The following is a 17,670-nucleotide window of genomic DNA, read 5'->3' on the forward strand; positions in this document are numbered from 1 at the left end:
AATAATAGCAATCCGTATAAGTCATAGTTTATTTTAAATCCTGCATTTTAATGCCGGATTTTTTTGTCAGTAATTAAGATGAGTGGGCAAGTTAGCTCACTTGCCCCTGTTTTTTGCTTTTTTTCGACGAATATAAAGCGTACGATTCAACTTAGCCACTATATCGCCTTGTTCGTCTTTTACATAGACGGTAATTTGAGGCAAGTATTTTTCACCATTGGCGGTATTAGCAATAATATCGTCAATGAGTTGTTGATTAATGGAAAAATCTGCAATGACCTTACCTTTACCCGGCTTGATAAAATCAATGTCAGCTGATTTATCCCAGACCACGTATTGATCGCCTAACTGTGCCAGGATCATCAACATACAAAAAGGGTCGGTCATAGCGAATAAAGAGCCACCAAAATGGCTACCAACTGCATTTTTATTCCACGGACGTAGTGTTAATTCTACCCGGGCCGTTTTAAAATCCGTTGAGATATGTTTAATGCGAATACCAGCAAAAAACAACGGTGGCCAGGCATTCATAATAAGGCGGAATAGCCACGCTTTTTTAAACAATAAATTCATTGATAGTCACTTAAGTGAAATAAAATTTAATTACATCGAATTGAATAATAACGTTTATATTACTCTCAACTCATTGTACCAGTAGGTTGACAGTAATATAAACGTTATAACTTGCAAAATCCAGTTAGCGCCTTGATGGTTGAACATTTAGCATACTATCCTTGCTGCAGTTATTGGCGTGTAAGCACAGATTTAACTCGAGGACGGTCATTAACATTGCTTTAGCTCAATTTTTGCATGATCACAACTAAAGGCTAGGGCGCTTAAGCAACTCTTGCAACATACCAAGCGGTTGGTTATTATTCAATAGAGTGAATAAATTGAGAAGTAGCCATGAGTGATGCTGAGCAAACCCGCCAAAATATTTTAACCGTAGCCGCCGATGAAATTCATCAGCATGGTTTTAAAGCGACTAGTCTGTCGGTTATTCTCAATCGCTGTGAAATATCAAAAGGCGCACTTTACCACCATTTCAGCAGTAAAATGGCGCTGGGTTATGCGGTATTCGAAGAAATTTATACCCCGATGTTTCTAGAACTATGGCAATCAGCTTTGGCTGTAGATGATCCCATTGAAGGTTTATGTGCTTTTTTCACTGCAATTACTGAGCAAATGTCTTGTAGTGAAGTTGTTTGTGGTTGTCCGCTTAACAACCTGTGCGAAGAAATGGCTAATGTCGATGAGGGCTTTCGTTTGCGTATTTTAGCTCTGCAAGAGCAGTTGAATCAGTTGATTGTTGATGCCCTTGAGAAAATCAGTGATGATTTACGTGCAGATTTAGCGCTTAGCCAAGTGGGTTACTTTATTGTCTCAACCTTAAATGGTGCCACTACCTTATGCAAAAGCTCGCGTAATAAAGCGCTGTTTCAACAAGTTATTGCTGAGTTATGCCTTTATATTCGAGCGTTGAAAAAATAATTCAGCTTATGGCTGTGTTCATTGTCTTACCTAGTTATTCAGCTCTTTTTACTGTATTGCACTTTGCCGACACCTAACCCGGCACAGAGCAGCATAATTTACTGAGTGCTTATGCCCATTTACACTTTTGTAAACTTTTTAGTTCTTTAAAACATCTTTCACAAACTGCTAGGTCGGTGCTATTCTCTCGCCACAAAAAAAAACAAACCGCTCGGTCGGTTTGTTTTGCTGGTAGCGCAGTACATATCTTATATTTAAGGACTTTTTATCATGCGATCATTCATAAAAAAAAGCATTTTGGCTTTAGTTTTATCTTCAACTATTACTAGTGAGGTGATGGCGACATCATCAACAGGGTCAGCTAGCTCAGTAGATTTATCAATCGCTTCTGCTACAGTAAATTCCGCTCATTATTTAGAGAGCACCTCACCTTATGTGGTCTTAAAAACAGCGGCTACTAACTTGTTTTCACGTATAGCGGCTAATCAACAAGCCATTGCTAAATTTCCACATTTAATGCGCGACATTGTTGAAGAAGAATTAATGCCAGCAATAGATTATCGCTACGCTTCCTATCGTGTTTTAGGTAAACATTTGAAAAAAATATCAACACAGCAACGTGCTGATTTTGTTGCAGCCATGCGCCATTACTTGGTACGAACTTACTCGATTGCTCTATCCAAATATACCAACCAACAAGTCATTTTTGAGCCGGAAAAACCGACTAAAGGCAAAAGAATCATTGGTATTAAAATCCAAATTATTGAGCTAGGTGCACCGACCATTAATTTGGTTTTTCAAATGCGACAAAATAAAAAAACCGGCCATTGGAAGGCATTTGATATCACGATAGAGGGCATATCGTTATTAAGTACTAAACAAGCTGAGCTTAATAAAAAAATCGCTAAGCAGGGCATAGCTCACGTTACCTTAGAATTAGCGGCTTTAGCCAAGTAATATTTCTTCAATTTAACCTATCGTAAACGGAGTTGGCTTTGTTGCAATTATTTAAAATCTTAGTATTACCTTTTATCATCGTTTCACTACTATCGGCAGGTGTTATTGTTACCATTAATATAGATTATTTTGTTTTGAAAAATAATTTGTCGGAGCGCTCACTGACTGAACTATTTCAACAACTGTTATTGCTGGCGAGTATTGGTATTTTTATTTGGTCAGCCAGCAAAGTAGCAGAGTCACGAACCTTGTTTGTCTTAGTTGCTGGCTTTTTTGGCTGTATGTTTTTACGTGAACTAGATTATTATTTTGACATGATAGTACACGGGTTTTGGCTTTATCCAACCTTGCTACTAGCCAGTTTAGTGATTATCTATAGTGTAAAAAATAGCGCTGATTTACTTAGCTCGGTGCGTTTATTTAGCCAAAGCAATGCCTATTTCAATATATTGGTTGGTTTGGTTATTATCATGATCTTTAGTCGCTTATTTGGCTCAGGCACCTTGTGGAAAGAGGTGATGAATGATGATTATCAGCATATTTATAAAACCATTATTCAAGAAGGCCTAGAGCTATTTGGCTATGTGTTTCTATTTATCGGATCTTTTCATCAACTAAGAGAAGTGCAGAGTAAAGTGGCTAATAAGGCACAAATGAAGTTAATAGCAGTATAATCGTATTTTATCTAGTAAATCAACGGTAAAGTAAGCATTATATGGGGCACAAAGCCAGTTATGCACACTGGCTTATTTACCATAAAAAACCCCATGACCCAAAATACAAAGCCATTAATTCTCACCGCCGCGGTTAATCGATTATTAAGAGAAAGTGATGTCCCGGCAACACTCACCATCGAGCAGTGTGCAACAGCATTGGCGATGAGTATGACTTCTTTTCGGCGTAAACTCAGCCAAGAAGAAGCTACCTTTAAACGTATTCAACATAAGTTTTTGAATGAGCTGTGTGTACATGCCTTATTAACTGAAAATGTTAGTATTAGCGCGTTAGTGTTGAAGCTGGGCTATTCTGAACGAGCCACATTTGAGCGCGCTTTTCGTAATAAATTTGCCATAAGCCCATCGCAGTTTCGTGAGTTAGCCCTTGTTGGTCACAACAAAAATAATCAGCATAACTTAAGTACTATCGCACAAAACATGCCGCCCTTACCCGATAGCTGCCAGCGATTACTAAGTGAAAAAGATAAAGACAGTTTTGATTTGCACCGCGTGATAGCAATCATAGCTAACGATGCTATTTTCACCGGACGTATAATGGGGCTTGCCAGTAAAGCTATTTACGGCAAAACGCCTAACAATATTGAAGAAGCGATTAGCCGAAATTTAGGCATAAATACCGTGGTTAATTTAGCCGTTATCTATGCAGTGAAAGATTCCTTAGCAGTACATGTAGAGCAAAGGGTTATTAATCAATGTACCCATGCTTTTTTGACCGCGCCTAAATTGTTTCAATTGCTGCGTAAGTCAGCCGGTATTGGGGTTAAATTTGATATAGCTCTTATTGAACAAGTGCTGGTATTTGCGTTATTAGGCATGTTATTACTGTGCCATAAAGAGGCAGTAAAACACCAACTTATGTTGCATTCACTGCAAGGAATTGATGATTTACATTCATTAAACAATCACCTTTATCAGGTAATGGATATTAGCATTTATGGCGCATCAAGCTTAATGCTCTCTTTATGGCATATCGATGCTAGGGTTATTAAGCAACTGAATCATTTAGATAAAGTGACTAAGCAAGCAACTAAAGCCAGTAGACATGATGAATTATTGTTGTTTATGTTGTCTTGTTTATACGCGTTAGCAACGGGGCGTAAGGACTATAGTGAACTGGAACTAAAAGCTGAATTGTTAAACTTAGACGGTTTTACTGAGGTTAAGGCACTATTATTTCAAGGTAAATAGCTTACCGGCCGAGACGGTTTTTTTTGTCTTATTTGCACAGCAGCTATGAATAGCAAAAGGGAAACCTCCTCAGCCACTCTTATACCAGAGGGGGGCTGACCGAGAAAGTTATAATGAGCGGGCTTTAATTTTACCTACGGCTAATATATTCGTTTTATAGTAACTGTTAGCTGGAGCTATTGACTTTTTTTATGCTGACGGCGTACTAATAGGGCAAAAGCAAACATTGATAACGCGAACACTGGAGGCTCAGGGATATCGGTTGTTGGGCCGTTATTAACTTGTACTAAAGAAACATTATCAAGTAAACCACCAAGACCATTTTGCTTACCAAAGGCGCCAAAGCTTAAAGCCATTGTTTCGGATTGCGCGGTTAACAAAACCGATTGTACCGTCCAATTTGACTGTTGGTTACTTCTGTCGTTGATGGAAAAATCAGCATCCATGTCTAAATCAAAAGCTATTGCAGCGTCATACCAAAAGACATTAATACCGTTGTCGTTTTTATTATTGGTGCGCGCCTGATAATAAAAGGTTAATAAATAGTCTGCGCCTATGGTGAGTGAAGCAAGTGTTTGCGTCATTACTGAATTTGAGGCGCCTCTACGGTGAGCATCAAGTTCAACATGGTTACTACCATCAATTGATTTAGCAACAATGTTTTTTTGTAATTCTATGCCATGACCCGCCGTGGTGACCCAACCTGGTAGGGTGTAAAAAACATCCCAGCCACTATTTTTGTTGGCAAAGTTTTGTAAATCTGTCTGATGAACTAGGCCTTTAACCGTTGAATTATCGGCAAATAGTAACTGTTCAAAACTGCCATTAGTGATCAAGGATGCACTCGCAATCGAGCTAGCAAGCAGCAGAGAAATAGTGTAAATAGTTTTACTAAGAGTTTTTAACATTGAAAATCATGTAAATAGCGTTAAGTTGCCGTTAGTATAGAGCTGCAATAGCTGGCAACATATGGCTAAAGTGTCCAGTTTTTCCACTAAGGCAAAGTTATCGCTGTTTACCGCCCTTTATTGCTACTTATTTTATCGCACTTAGCACAAGCTAATTAACATCTTATTATTAAGGCCTATATGAGTACTAAGTTATATTATCTCCATGACCCAATGTGTAGCTGGTGTTGGGGCTATCGTCCAGTTTGGCATGAGTTACAGAAAAAATTACCCACTGCAATTTCGGTGGAATATGTTGCTGGCGGTTTAGCCGCGGATTCAAATGAACCTATGCCAATAGCGCAGCAAGACATGATTCAAAACCATTGGCGCACTATTACCAAGAAACTAGGCACCAGCTTTAATCATGATTTTTGGCGCGATAATATACCCAGGCGCTCAACCTATAACGCTTGTCGAGCGGCAATTGCTGCCCATAAGCAAGCTTGCCAAAAGTCTATGATAGATGCCATTCAGCAAGGCTATTATTTACGGGCTTTAAACCCTGCTGATCTGGAGGTACTAATTGCTTTGGCAAAAGAGTTAAGCCAGCAACAATCTGTCAACCTAGATATTGCGCAATTTACCCATGATATTAGCTCTGCGGAAACCGATAAAGAATTAGCTAGGCAAGTAAATTTAGCTAGACAGTTAAGCCAGCAGGGTTTTCCTGCCTTAGTGCTTGAAAGCAAGGGTATACGCCAACAAATACCTGTTGATTATCAAGATTATCGGTCAACGTTGGCAGATATTATGGGCAAGATGAATTAGCGAGATAATAGTAACTATAGTTGCTAGGGTCGGAGGGATTTGTGCAATAAAAAAGCGATGGCGAACATCGCTTTTTTATTGGGTATGACGCTAAATATTGTGCCAGGGCAAAAAACTACATTTGCCAAGCATAACTAAACTTAGTAAAGATAGCACGCTCATCTCGGGTCAGTTGAGCTAAGCTATCATCTTGATAGCCACCATCGGAATAACCAAGGAAGAATAATGTTTGTGGGTTGATTTTATAGGAATAAATCAGCTGGCTGGAGAAAAACCTGTCTTGTGCATCGGGGCGGTCATCAGCATCTTTATCGCTATATAAAGCTACATCTCGGCTTATATCGGTATATTGCACCACAAGTTTTAGTTTACTGCGCATACTAAACTGATAACTGAGCCTGATATCTGCTTGGTGTGCGGTAAATAACCGGCCATCATCAACATCTAGGTGAGAGTAATTATAGTTAATACTGGCATTGATATGTCGATTAACATCCCATTGGGTAAATGCTTCTATGTAAAGTACATCCCCTAATTGCGCATTGGCAAAATCAATTTGTGTACCAAATTTGAAAAAGGTACCAATATTGATATTTGCCACTGGCCTCATTTCAACAAAGATTTTAAATTGTGTTTCTTTAAAGTATTGCTCTTCATACAATCTTTCTCGGTGTACTAGGCCAAAGTTAGTAAAAAACTGTTTTGTCCCTTGCATGGTGCCATGTATCTCGTACTCTTCTTCAAGTACCTGACCGTCTTGGTCGTAGGTTTTATCCCAATCGCCAAAATAGCCCCATTGCGTTAGGGCATCATTACTTTCACCGTAATAGGTACGGCGACCACCTAAGACTACTCGCTCGATATTACTGCGTGATTGAAAACCTAAATCGGCCCGAAAATCTTCGCTAATATTGGTGTAGCCGGCTTTTAAATTATAATCTCGGGTACCACGAGAATAATTCACCCTAAAAGCTGTACCTGTTTGCTTTTCACTGACATCAAAGTCTTGCATCACTGCCGCGGTATTTTTAGTATCTGATTGGGCCACTTGGTACTGAATGTTATCATTTTGACTGAGCCAGTAGGTGCCATCAAATGACGCCAAGGTGTTGTGATAATTGTCAGATTGCCTGTGAGTCATTAAGACACCGACATTGTTACGCTCACCAACATCCATTTTATAACGTGCTATAGCGATATTAGATTTTTCATCTAAAGTAGCAATATTTGAGCCTTGATTACCAGGCATTAAAAAGGAGGTGTTATTGTCATCGGCTAACATTAAGCCGTAACTGTGCTCACCGGTTTTCCCGGTTAACTTTAGCCCTACATCAGGATCAGCGATATTACGGGTATGGACAAAATTAAAATTAGTGGTATCAAAGTATGAAGCACCATCTAAGAAAAAAGGCCTTTTTTCTGGGTAAAATAATGAATAAGTATTGTTAACATCCAGTTGACCGGCATCGGCTTCCACTTGGGAAAAATCAGGGTTTAACGTCGCATTTAGTACGATATCTTGCGTTAAGCCCCAACGAACATCTAAGCCAGGCTCTACTTCAATATCACCGTTTTGCCACTCTCCGGGCAAGTCGGGTTTTTCATCTTTTCGTGATAAGGTAAGCGTTGGTGTTAATTGAAAGTTCTTACCTGGTTTAATGTGCTCAAAACCAATTAGTTGGTGAAACTGGCAGAGGTTACACTCTATATCGCGATCAAAGATATTGGTGGCCATTTGAATTTTGACATCACGGGGGTAATTTCGCAAACCGGTAATATTCCAGACCAGTTTTTCATCCGAATCAGGGAAACGTAGCGCACTAAAAGGAATGCTCATTTCAACCACATAACCAAAGTCAGTAATTTGTCCGGCACTTTCCCATATAGCATCCCACGAACTATCCTCATCCCAACCATCAGTATCGTCCATACGAACATCGGCTTGTGCCCCTAAGGGGTTGACAAAAAACTCATAACCGCTGCGTTCATCGTTAAAGGTATCGATAATGATGGCGACGCTGTCATCAGCCCATAAGCTATCCCGGTCTCGCAAGGATGCTCTAATATTTTCAGGATTGGGATCGTAGGCGATAAAGGCAACGTTAAAAGAGCTGCCGTTTTCATAGAAGAACACCTCGGTTTTTACTGGCGAGGGTGTACCATCACCAGGACTCTTTTCATATTTTAATTCCATTTTTGTCGCCGTCTGCCACACGGCTTCGTCCATGCGGCCATCAACCTTGATAACGGCTTTATTGTGGGTTAATTGGTAACGTATTCTCTCTGCTTGCTTGGCAGCAAGATTTAAGGGCAGAGTGGCAATAACAAGAAGTAATAGCGTGCGAGTCAATTTTTGGCTGTTTTTTATCAAGGACATAGAGAAATATTAAATATTTATAAATTATTTTTATTAGGGTAATTGTCGCTTGAAAGTTTGAAAAGGTTTGTTTCCATATGTAACAAAAAGTAACTGACTGGTATTTTTTATGGGCAGTATTGCTGTATATACAACAAGGCTACGACTTGTCTCGTAGTCTCATCACTTTATTTTATTTCTTAGCACTAACAAAATGTCATAAATATTGACGATTTTTACTCATTTTTGCGGTAAATATTAATAAAATAGTAACTGTTTTAACTCTTTAAGCTGAACTTTACCTAACGGGCGTTATTGAGCAAGTGCTGTTTATAGCCGAGTTGGGGGGGCATTTAGTTTTATCTCTACCGCTCTCAGGTTCTTTAAAGTGTACTCTTAGTGCGCTTGGTTAAAGGTCTGCTAGACAAGTTTGCTACTTGGGACCAAAACTGGCTTGATATTTTACTGATGGTGTTTGATTCAGCGTTAATGAGTATGGCAAAACCTAGGTCTAAATCAGGTGCATAACCTATTTCCGCCCGAAAGCCTGCCACCCAACCGGAATGATAAATTATTTTCTGGCCTTTAAATTGGTATATGCGCCAGCCATAACCGTAATGTGCATCGGTTAAATACTCACGCCAATAGCGCCGACGTAAATCTTTTTTCGTTCTGATCCTCGGTGTGGTTATTTCTGTTAACAGCGCGGGTGATAATACCTCAGGTTTATGGCCTAAATTGGCGATTAACCATTTAGCTAAGTCAGTAATACTGGCATTAATACCGGCGGCAGGCGCTACTTTATAATAATCTGGGCTAACTTTTACCGTACGCCAGACATATTCGTTAATCTCACGACCTTGCTGGTCTTTTTTACCTGTTTTGACCCGTTTTCGAAGGATATGGGGCTTGGCCGTATTTATCTGCTCTTTATAAACATCGATACCCACAGAGGCGTGCGTCATATTGAGCGGGGAAAATACGCGTTCTTGTAATAAACTGGCGTAGTCTTTATCTTGGCTAGCTTCAATCGCCCCTTGCAACATACTGTAGGCTATATTTTGGTAGCCATAACATTTTTCTGGCGGGCAAATCGGCGTAATGCGTTCAAATCGGCCGATAATTTTTTCCATGTCCCAGTTTTCATGGAGTAGATTATCAAAGGCATTTGGCATCAAGCCCGTTGAATGACTTAACAGATGTTTGAGTTGTATTTTTTGTGCTGCGCCATCAGTGGCTAACACAAAGTTCGGTACATACTTGGTAATAGGATCTGACAGGCTTAATTTATGCTCTTGCGCCAGCATGGTGGTTAGTGTGGCGGCAAATGTTTTAGATACCGAAGCTAAACGAAAAACAGTATTGCTATCAATTTGATGGGACTTAGTTTTATCGGTATGACCAAAGCTTTCTATGGCAACAATAGTATTGTTTTGTACTATGGCATAAGTACCGCCAGGAATACTATATTGCTTTAGTTGCTTACTTACTTGCAGTGAAAACTCATTATTGAACTGACTAATATTAATAGCTGATGAGGACAAAGAAAAAAATATTGCTAGTAAAGTGCAGCTCATTCGAAAAAACATAGATGGCTCTCAATATTAAAATGGCGCCAATTCTAGCCATTAAGCAGCCAAATAAAAAGGCTTTAATTTTACTGCCACTTGAGCGTTACGACAAAAGCATGATCAATAGTGGCAACTTCGCTATAATCAGCGCATTCAATTAATGAGAAGCAATGACTTATGAGCAATAATATACTGACCACCTTTTTGACTGAAGCAAAACCGACACAAGTGCTTTGGGCACTACAAGATAAAGCCAGTGAAGATTGGGTCGTCCTTGATTCGCCTAGCTTTGAAAACACCGAGGTGATGCCACTTTGGTCAAGTGCCGATTTAGCTCAGCAGCACTGTATTGATGAGTGGTGTAACTATGTTCCTTGTGAAATTTCCCTAGCAGATTGGTTTGAATTTTGGCTAGAAGACTTAAATAAAGATGGTGTTATTGTTGGTATTAACTGGCAAGGTGATGAGGAATATTTGGAAATGGAATTAAGCGACTTTACTCAAGCGCTGGCTGAAATAGAGTCGTTAAAATAAATAGCCCATGCAAGTAAAGTGATTAAACTGGCTGTTTTTAAACTTTATCTACTCAATAGTTTTACCACCACAGCTACTGGAACTTGGTAAAACTCTTTGAGATATTTTGTGCGTTCAAATAGGATTTTATTTGTTTTGTCACTTTACCCGGATTACTACATTATAATGAAAAACCACGTCTCATCACATAGACATGACCTAAGAAAATAGGGTCAGTATTTGTTGAAAATATGGTCTTTTCAGTGTTATTCATCGGTTAGATAGTCCACTTATCTTGAGCATAGTTCGTTGTTTGCTTTCACTAGTATACCGTAACTTATTTGGTAAAGTCTTTGAGCCGTTATAGTTTAAGGGGGTAACACTTATTTAACTTTTAAGTGTAACATTCTTCAACTATTAATTATATTGCATGCAGTATACAATACCTAGGTTGTAATTTTTAGGTATGCAAACATGAGAGCAAAAGGATTCACTTTAATTGAGTTAGTCACCGTCATTGTCATTCTTGGCATTTTGTCTGTTACTGCTTTACCCCGTTTTATGAATTTAAGCCAAGATGCTCACGATAGCGTTGCTCATGCTACCTTTGCTTCTTTTGAAAGTGCGGTGGATTTATACCACAGTTGCTGGTTAGTCAAATCAGCAGCAGGTCATGTTAAAGATCTAAAGTGCTTTGGCGCTGGCGATATAGATGCCACTGTTACGGGCTTTCCTTTAGGACAAGATACCGAACTTTATGGTGATAATGGTCAACAGTTAACGGGAGATTTTTGTGCTGAGCTTTGGCAAGGATTACTCGAGCAAGACTTTAACATTGCTATGCATGCCGATAGTGCTTTTGGCGGCGAAAACGATATAGTTTACTGGTATATTGGTGGTGCAATATCCAATCCTGATACCCATTGTTACTTCAATTATATCTCCGATAATCCCGCAAAAGGCCAAGAAAATTGGCAAATGCGTTATTACCCTGGTACGGGTGAAGTTACAGTAGGTAAAGCAACGCTAGGTTAATCTTCATGGTGTTAGTGATACTAGTGTGCTAATAAATCTTCTTAGCTTAAGGCAAGGCCTCAGTGTTTTTTGCGAATGAGCCTTACGTATCCTTATTTCATCTTAACGCTATACTTATAACATTGTAATTCGTTTAAGGCAGCCACAAGTGCGTGTCCCCTCATTATTTTTACTTTTTTTTATTTCTTTCCATGCCTATTCTTTAGCAAAAGAAGCCATAGTTCTCCCGCTAAATGATTGGGCTAGTCAACGATTACTATCCAAAATAGTTGGCGATAAAATTGAACAATTAGGTTATCCGGTTGAGTATTTAGTTATCAGCTCTATCAATCAAATGGGAGCGTTAAGAAAGGGGCTGGTACATATACAAGTAGAAATATGGCAAACCTATGATGACGGTACCTTCGCTCAAGCGGTTAAAGCAGGCTATATAGAAGACCTTGGTTTGCATTCCGCTCTAGGTAGGGAAGATTGGTGGTACCCAGAGTATGTTGAGCAGTTGTGTCCTGGGTTACCTGCATGGCAAGCATTAAAAAAATGTGCTGAAATTTTTAGTGGTGATAGCCAGAGCTCGAAGGGCGTCTATTATACAGGACCATGGAATTATCGCGATGCTGCCCTTATAAGGGCATTAGGGATGAATTTTACTATTGAACGGTTAGGCAATGCCGAACAGCTGTGGCAAAAATTGCGTCAAGCAGAAAAGGCTAAACAAGCGATAGTACTACTTAATTGGAGCCCTAACTGGATAGATGTGCGAATAAAAGGGCACTTTATTGAATTTCCTGAGTTTGAAAAAGCCTGTGAGCAAGACGCTTCATGGGGGGTCAACAAAGAGATGTATTTCGATTGCGGTAACCCCAAGGTTACTTATATCAAAAAAGCCGCTTGGCCAGGGCTTAAAAAGCGCTGGCCTTGTGTCTACCAACTGCTAAAAAAAGTTAATTTTACCACTGAGATGATTGCTGAAGCTTCGGCATTAAATGGCGCAGATAAAAAAACTGAGCAGCAAGCGATAACAGCATGGCTGACTAAATTTAGCGATCAAAGCCAAGACTGGTTAAGTTTTACTTGTCCTAAAAACTTGCTCGATAATTCCCCCTAATCTTAGCTCTATTTTCTCAACTGGCTGTGCTTAATACTATTTATGTCTATATTTACCTCAGTTAACAATTAATAGCTAATAAGTGAGGGCATCCCATGGCTAAAGCAATCATTGCTGATATTAAACCGATTAAAGTCAATTTGCATAAAGAGCAAGAATACTACTTTTGTACTTGTGGTCGTTCACAAAGCCAGCCTTTTTGTGATGGTTCACATAAAGGCACTGGACTTAAGTCCATGCGTTTTATTGCCCAAGATAGTGGCGATGCTTTTTTATGTCGATGTAAGCAAACTGACAATGCACCTTATTGTGATGGCAGTCATAATAAATTAAGCAAAGAGCACATTGGTAAAGAAGGCGCTGCTGGAGAAACAGCTGTAGTCGCACAGCCGATAGATATTTTACCTGCAACTACTCCTTTAAGTACTAAGCCTTTAAGCACTACACCTTTAAGTAATAATCCTGCCAGTCAAATGCCAGTTGCCAGTCCAACCAAAGAAGAGCCAACGGTTGAATTTATCCATCAACTCGCTAAAGAGGGGTTAGCCGGCGTTGGCCAGCATGGCCCGATGACCTCCATGGGTGTACCCAGACATCAATTACCACATTGGGATGATTTACAAATTATGGTGGCGCAAATGGCGCGTAAACCACTAATGGAAGATGCCACCGTTGCCACTGAACTTATTATTGGTCCAGAGGCTAAAAAACCCTTGCAGTTAAAGATCCCCTTATTTGTTTCAGATATGAGTTTTGGCGCCTTATCCGAAGAAGCTAAAATTTCTTTAGCAAAGGGCGCACAGCTTTCGGGGACTGGTATCTGCTCGGGAGAAGGTGGCATGTTGCCGGAAGAGCAGGCCGCTAATGCTCGTTATTTTTATGAGCTGGCCAGTGCCAAATTTGGTTACAATGAAAAACTATTAAAAAATGTGCAAGCCTTTCATTTTAAAGGTGGCCAAGCAGCAAAAACAGGTACCGGCGGGCATTTACCAGCCAGTAAAAATGTAGGTAAAATATCACAAGTGAGGGGCATAACACCGGGGCAAGCGGCTATATCGCCGCCAACGTTTAAAGACTTGGTTAGTGTTAACGATTTTAAAGATTTTGCCGATCATGTTAGAGAGATTACTGGCGGTATTCCTATTGGCTTTAAACTTAGTGCTAATCATATTGAGCAAGATATACAATTCGCCCTAGATGCCAGCGCAGATTACCTTATTTTAGATGGTCGTGGTGGTGGTACCGGCTCTGCTCCCGAAATGTTTCGAGATCATATCAGTGTGCCAACTATTCCAGCGCTTGCCCGAGCGAGGCGTTATCTTGATAAAGTTGGTGCTAGTGGTCGAGTAACACTTATTATAACCGGAGGACTACGGGTGCCTATGGACTTTGTTAAAGCACTCGCTCTGGGAGCCGACGGTATCGCAATTGCCAACAGTGCTATGCAATCTATAGGCTGCGTTGCCGCGCGGATTTGCCATACCAATAATTGTCCAGCGGGTATTGCCACGCAAAATGCCGATTTACGTCAACGACTCAATATTGAAAAAGCATCGCAACAATTGAGTAATTTCTTTGATGCCTCTACGCAGTTGATGCAGGTTATGGCACGTGCCTGTGGTCATCATGATTTTAAGCAATTTAACTTAAATGACTTATCGACTTGGCACCGTGACATGGCGTTACTTAGCGGGGTTAATTTTTCCGGCGTCCTTGCTCAGGGGGAAATTTATCAAGGGGAACTTCGCTAAGATGAAGGTAAAATGGCCGGCTAAAATGAATATATTTGTTATAGCCATAGGTTAACTTCTAGGCTTTGTCGATTGCTGCTATACTGCAGCAATTCTTATGCTGCCAGCCTTTATCTATCGGTAAGTTCTATAAAGTATGCTGAGCCAGTCACCTTCTTTGCTCCCGAGACACCTTATGTCCTTCGCTACCCTTAAATTATCCGCGCCAATTTTAACCGCTCTAGCGGATTTAGGTTATGAAAAACCTACCGCTATTCAAAATAAAGCCATCCCTCACGTTTTAGCCGGTAGAGATATTATTGCCGCCGCACAAACAGGCACGGGAAAAACCGCCAGTTTTGTTTTACCTTTACTTGAGCAACTCCACAGTCGTTATAAAAAAACCGACCATAAACTGCGTGGTAAACGTATTCGTGCGCTTATCTTGGTACCCACTCGAGAGTTGGCGGTGCAGGTAGAAGCAAGTATCAGTCAGTATGCTAAGCATTTAGAAATTAGCTCGATGGCAATGTACGGAGGTGTTGATGCACAAGCGCAAAAGCAACGTTTGATTTTGGGTATAGATATTCTTGTTGCTACGCCAGGACGTTTACTCGACATGGCTCATCAACGAGCTCTGTATTTTGATGAGCTTGATATGTTAGTGCTTGATGAAGCCGATAGAATGCTTGATATGGGTTTTATTGATGACATTAATAAAATTATTGAGCGTTTACCTGAGCAGCGTCAAAATTTATTGTTTTCTGCCACTATTTCTGATGATGTCCGTGGCTTAGCAAAAAGGACTATCCATAAGCCGGTGGAAATTTCCATTGGTAGGGATAGCGCTTCTAAGCCAAAAATTCAGCAGTGGTTAGTTACCGTAGATAAAAGTAATAAGTCGGCCTTGTTGAGTCATTTAATCAGCACGCAAAACTGGCAACAAGCACTTATCTTTATTGAAACTAAGCATGGCGCGGCCAAATTAGTCAGTCAGTTAGAAAAGCGCGGCATTGCCGCTGAGTGTATTCATAGCGGCAGAACTCAAGATATTCGTGAACAACTACTTAGTGATTTTAAATCAGGAAAAATTAAGTTTTTAGTGGCAACAGGTATTGCTGCTCGAGGGCTTGATATTGGTGAGCTTAGCCTGGTGGTAAATTATGATTTGCCTGGGCAAGTGGATGATTATATTCACCGTATCGGCCGTACTGGCCGGGCAGGCGCGACAGGTGAAGCAGTCTCTTTGGTTTCTAAAGATAATTTCAGAGAGCTTTGCGCCATTGAAAGTCGTTTAGGCCATATTATCGAGCGTAAGGAGTTTAGCGAATTTCCGGTGAAAAAGACTGTACCAGTGTCTATTTTAAACTTTGAGTCTAAAAATGATAAAGCGAAAGGCCGTCAAGCTGCAAGTAAACAAGCTCGAAGCTCTAAACCTCGAAGCTTTAAAGCTGGCAGTAACCAGCCGAAAGTAAACCAGGCCAAAAAGGCGCACATTAGAAGTCCGTGGCCAGCTAAATAAGTCTTTAAATCGACAGCGTATTATCAGTTAAATAAAAACCGTCTAAATGTAAATGTTTAGACGGTTTTTTGTTTTTCACTAATTGTTTTTTACTAGTAAAGAAAATAATGTATGCTTTTGAAAAATAGTATTTTTTATCATCAGGCAGCTCATATTACTTTAACACTAGCAAAATTCATTTTTGCAATCAAAGCACGCTTATCCGTTCATAGTCAGTTATAATGTTGCTATCTATTGAAAGTTATTTCAAACCGCTATATATCCGTTCAACGGCAAGCTACTCTTGAACATGTATCTTGAAGTAAAACGGGTCTATAGATAACTATTCAAGCAACTCTAGCCACGACAACCTTTAGGTTTTTTAATGATTAATAATGATATCCTTCGCCGCCTCAGTACTATTTTTGAGCTAACAGATGAAAAAGTTCGTACTATTTTTGCCTTAAGCCAATGTGAAATTAGTGAAGCGCAGTTAGCCAATTATTTAAAAGAAAAAGATGATGCCGACTATCAAGAAATACTCGATGTCGAATTTGCTAGTTTCTTAAATGGTCTGATTATTGATAAAAGAGGACCAAGTGATGGTCCGGTACGTCAAACTGAAGAGCAGTTAACCAATAACATGATTTTTAATAAAATTAAAATAGCTTTGTCTTTAAAAGCCGAAGAGGTGATTAGCATTCTAGAGCTCGCTGAGCTGCGTTTAGGTAAATATGAATTAAGTGCCTTCTTTAGAAACGCTAACAATAAACATTATAGAGATTGCTCGGATGATGTTTTATCGACTTTTTTAAAGGGCTTAAAGATTAAATTTCAATAAGTAATACCATAGCGTTTAAATAGCTGCTCTTCATTGCGAAGGAAAAATTAGCACTCGCTAAGTTTACTTATCCATATATCGGCTGGTCCGCTAACCTAGCAGGAATTAGCGGGCGCCGTCACTTAAATGTCATCTTATTTTCATCTTAGTTTCATATAACTCCCTTAAATTGCCACTTACCGTTAGTGATAGGAGAGTCATATGAATAATGAATATTGGCATGAAGCAGATTTGTTGGCAGATGATGAACTAACTAGGCTGGATAAAAAAGGCAAGGCTAAAGAGCGTAAACGGAAATGGCGTGAAATCGAAGCGATAAAAGACCAGCAGCGTTTACGCAGGGACATTGCTTGCTTTGAGCAATACTCTTATTAGTTTATTTCGCTTCCTTTATATTGGCACTGACTGGCACTGACTGGCACTGAGATTTTTCGCCCCTTATTTCTGAGTGAAGCATGCACTTGCTTAGTTCAAAAAATGTTAGGTATTCGGCGATTTACGCTCAATAAATAAAGTAATAGCGCCGATAAAAATGAGTGTCAGTACACCTTACTGTTAACGTGATAAAAGTTGGCGGTCTGCATTTCCTCGGGGGGTCTTGCTGGGGCTATTTTTTATTGTTCAAGACCGCTACTCTTGCCATTTGTAATTTATTTCTGTAACCCTATCTTGTATAGGTAATGCATCTGTTAGTAGGTCACGTCTCTGACCAACTTAAGCGACTTGTAACTGCTGCAGTTACCCTCAGTATGGGCTACCTCTGAGCGGGTCATGATAAGCTGTTGACTGTTGAGATAGCAAAAAACTACTAGTGATGGGAATTAATAGGCAGATGAGACCCGCTAAGCAGATTTTTAGCTTGATAGTCATGGCTTATAGTCAGCTCACTTTGACCAAGCCAACATGCTTAATTCGCTTATTCTCCAT

The 17,670-nt window shown here is 39.8% G+C and carries 16 protein-coding genes; 12 read left to right on the forward strand and 4 right to left on the reverse strand.

Features of this window, described 5'->3' with window-relative positions:
- Window positions 1-96: 96 nt before the first annotated feature.
- Complete coding sequence (locus tag CMT41_RS05320) at window positions 97-573, reverse strand: DUF4442 domain-containing protein (protein WP_057180137.1); 477 nt, start codon at window positions 571-573, stop codon at window positions 97-99.
- A 333-nt stretch (window positions 574-906) separates the two neighbouring features.
- On the opposite strand from CMT41_RS05320, the gene CMT41_RS05325 reads away from it, so the two are divergent.
- From CMT41_RS05325 to CMT41_RS05340, 4 genes are all read left to right on the forward strand, one after another.
- On the forward strand, window positions 907-1,491 hold the full coding sequence (locus CMT41_RS05325) for a TetR/AcrR family transcriptional regulator (protein ID WP_058026568.1): 585 nt from the start codon (window positions 907-909) through the stop codon (window positions 1,489-1,491).
- 270 nt (window positions 1,492-1,761) lie between these two features.
- Entirely contained in the window at window positions 1,762-2,448 is a 687-nt protein-coding gene (locus CMT41_RS05330; RefSeq protein ID WP_058026569.1) for an MlaC/ttg2D family ABC transporter substrate-binding protein, read from the forward strand.
- A gap of 38 nt (window positions 2,449-2,486) precedes the next feature.
- Window positions 2,487-3,122, forward strand: coding sequence for a hypothetical protein (locus tag CMT41_RS05335; RefSeq protein WP_058026570.1), 636 nt, complete (start codon window positions 2,487-2,489; stop codon window positions 3,120-3,122).
- Between the two features lie 93 nt (window positions 3,123-3,215).
- Window positions 3,216-4,373, forward strand: coding sequence for a helix-turn-helix domain-containing protein (locus CMT41_RS05340; RefSeq protein ID WP_198149790.1), 1,158 nt, complete (start codon window positions 3,216-3,218; stop codon window positions 4,371-4,373).
- Window positions 4,374-4,549: 176 nt separating this feature from the next.
- Here CMT41_RS05340 and CMT41_RS05345 read toward each other — a convergent pair whose 3' ends face one another.
- Window positions 4,550-5,281 (reverse strand): hypothetical protein, encoded by a 732-nt coding sequence (locus tag CMT41_RS05345; RefSeq protein ID WP_058026572.1) that lies wholly within the window; start codon window positions 5,279-5,281, stop codon window positions 4,550-4,552.
- A 180-nt stretch (window positions 5,282-5,461) separates the two neighbouring features.
- Between CMT41_RS05345 and CMT41_RS05350 the strand changes: the two genes are divergently transcribed.
- On the forward strand, window positions 5,462-6,091 hold the full coding sequence (locus CMT41_RS05350; RefSeq protein WP_058026573.1) for a DsbA family protein: 630 nt from the start codon (window positions 5,462-5,464) through the stop codon (window positions 6,089-6,091).
- 115 nt (window positions 6,092-6,206) lie between these two features.
- Here the strand turns inward: CMT41_RS05350 and CMT41_RS05355 are convergent, their stop codons facing one another.
- Entirely contained in the window at window positions 6,207-8,468 is a 2,262-nt protein-coding gene (locus CMT41_RS05355) for a carbohydrate binding family 9 domain-containing protein (protein WP_058026574.1), read from the reverse strand.
- 362 nt (window positions 8,469-8,830) lie between these two features.
- Window positions 8,831-10,036: a serine hydrolase domain-containing protein gene (locus CMT41_RS05360; RefSeq protein WP_057180146.1), complete on the reverse strand. Its 1,206-nt coding sequence runs from the start codon at window positions 10,034-10,036 to the stop codon at window positions 8,831-8,833.
- Between the two features lie 159 nt (window positions 10,037-10,195).
- Between CMT41_RS05360 and CMT41_RS05365 the strand changes: the two genes are divergently transcribed.
- The 7 genes from CMT41_RS05365 to CMT41_RS19005 all read left to right on the forward strand — a co-directional run bounded on the left by CMT41_RS05365 (window position 10,196) and on the right by CMT41_RS19005 (window position 17,118).
- On the forward strand, window positions 10,196-10,552 hold the full coding sequence (locus CMT41_RS05365; protein ID WP_057180147.1) for a DUF2750 domain-containing protein: 357 nt from the start codon (window positions 10,196-10,198) through the stop codon (window positions 10,550-10,552).
- Between the two features lie 453 nt (window positions 10,553-11,005).
- A complete protein-coding gene (locus CMT41_RS05370; protein WP_057180148.1) occupies window positions 11,006-11,566 on the forward strand; it encodes a type II secretion system protein in 561 nt (186 codons plus the stop codon).
- A 148-nt stretch (window positions 11,567-11,714) separates the two neighbouring features.
- Window positions 11,715-12,671 (forward strand): ABC transporter substrate-binding protein, encoded by a 957-nt coding sequence (locus CMT41_RS05375; protein WP_057180149.1) that lies wholly within the window; start codon window positions 11,715-11,717, stop codon window positions 12,669-12,671.
- Between the two features lie 95 nt (window positions 12,672-12,766).
- Window positions 12,767-14,422: a glutamate synthase-related protein gene (locus CMT41_RS05380; RefSeq protein ID WP_057180150.1), complete on the forward strand. Its 1,656-nt coding sequence runs from the start codon at window positions 12,767-12,769 to the stop codon at window positions 14,420-14,422.
- Between the two features lie 175 nt (window positions 14,423-14,597).
- Window positions 14,598-15,923, forward strand: coding sequence for a DEAD/DEAH box helicase (locus tag CMT41_RS05385; RefSeq protein ID WP_058026575.1), 1,326 nt, complete (start codon window positions 14,598-14,600; stop codon window positions 15,921-15,923).
- A 364-nt stretch (window positions 15,924-16,287) separates the two neighbouring features.
- Complete coding sequence (locus CMT41_RS05390) at window positions 16,288-16,743, forward strand: DUF1456 family protein (protein WP_057180152.1); 456 nt, start codon at window positions 16,288-16,290, stop codon at window positions 16,741-16,743.
- A gap of 201 nt (window positions 16,744-16,944) precedes the next feature.
- A complete protein-coding gene (locus tag CMT41_RS19005) occupies window positions 16,945-17,118 on the forward strand; it encodes a DUF3545 family protein (RefSeq protein WP_157466282.1) in 174 nt (57 codons plus the stop codon).
- Window positions 17,119-17,670 lie beyond the last annotated feature (552 nt).

Source organism: Colwellia sp. MT41, from assembly GCF_001444365.1.
In the GTDB taxonomy this organism is placed as follows: domain Bacteria; phylum Pseudomonadota; class Gammaproteobacteria; order Enterobacterales; family Alteromonadaceae; genus Colwellia; species Colwellia marinimaniae.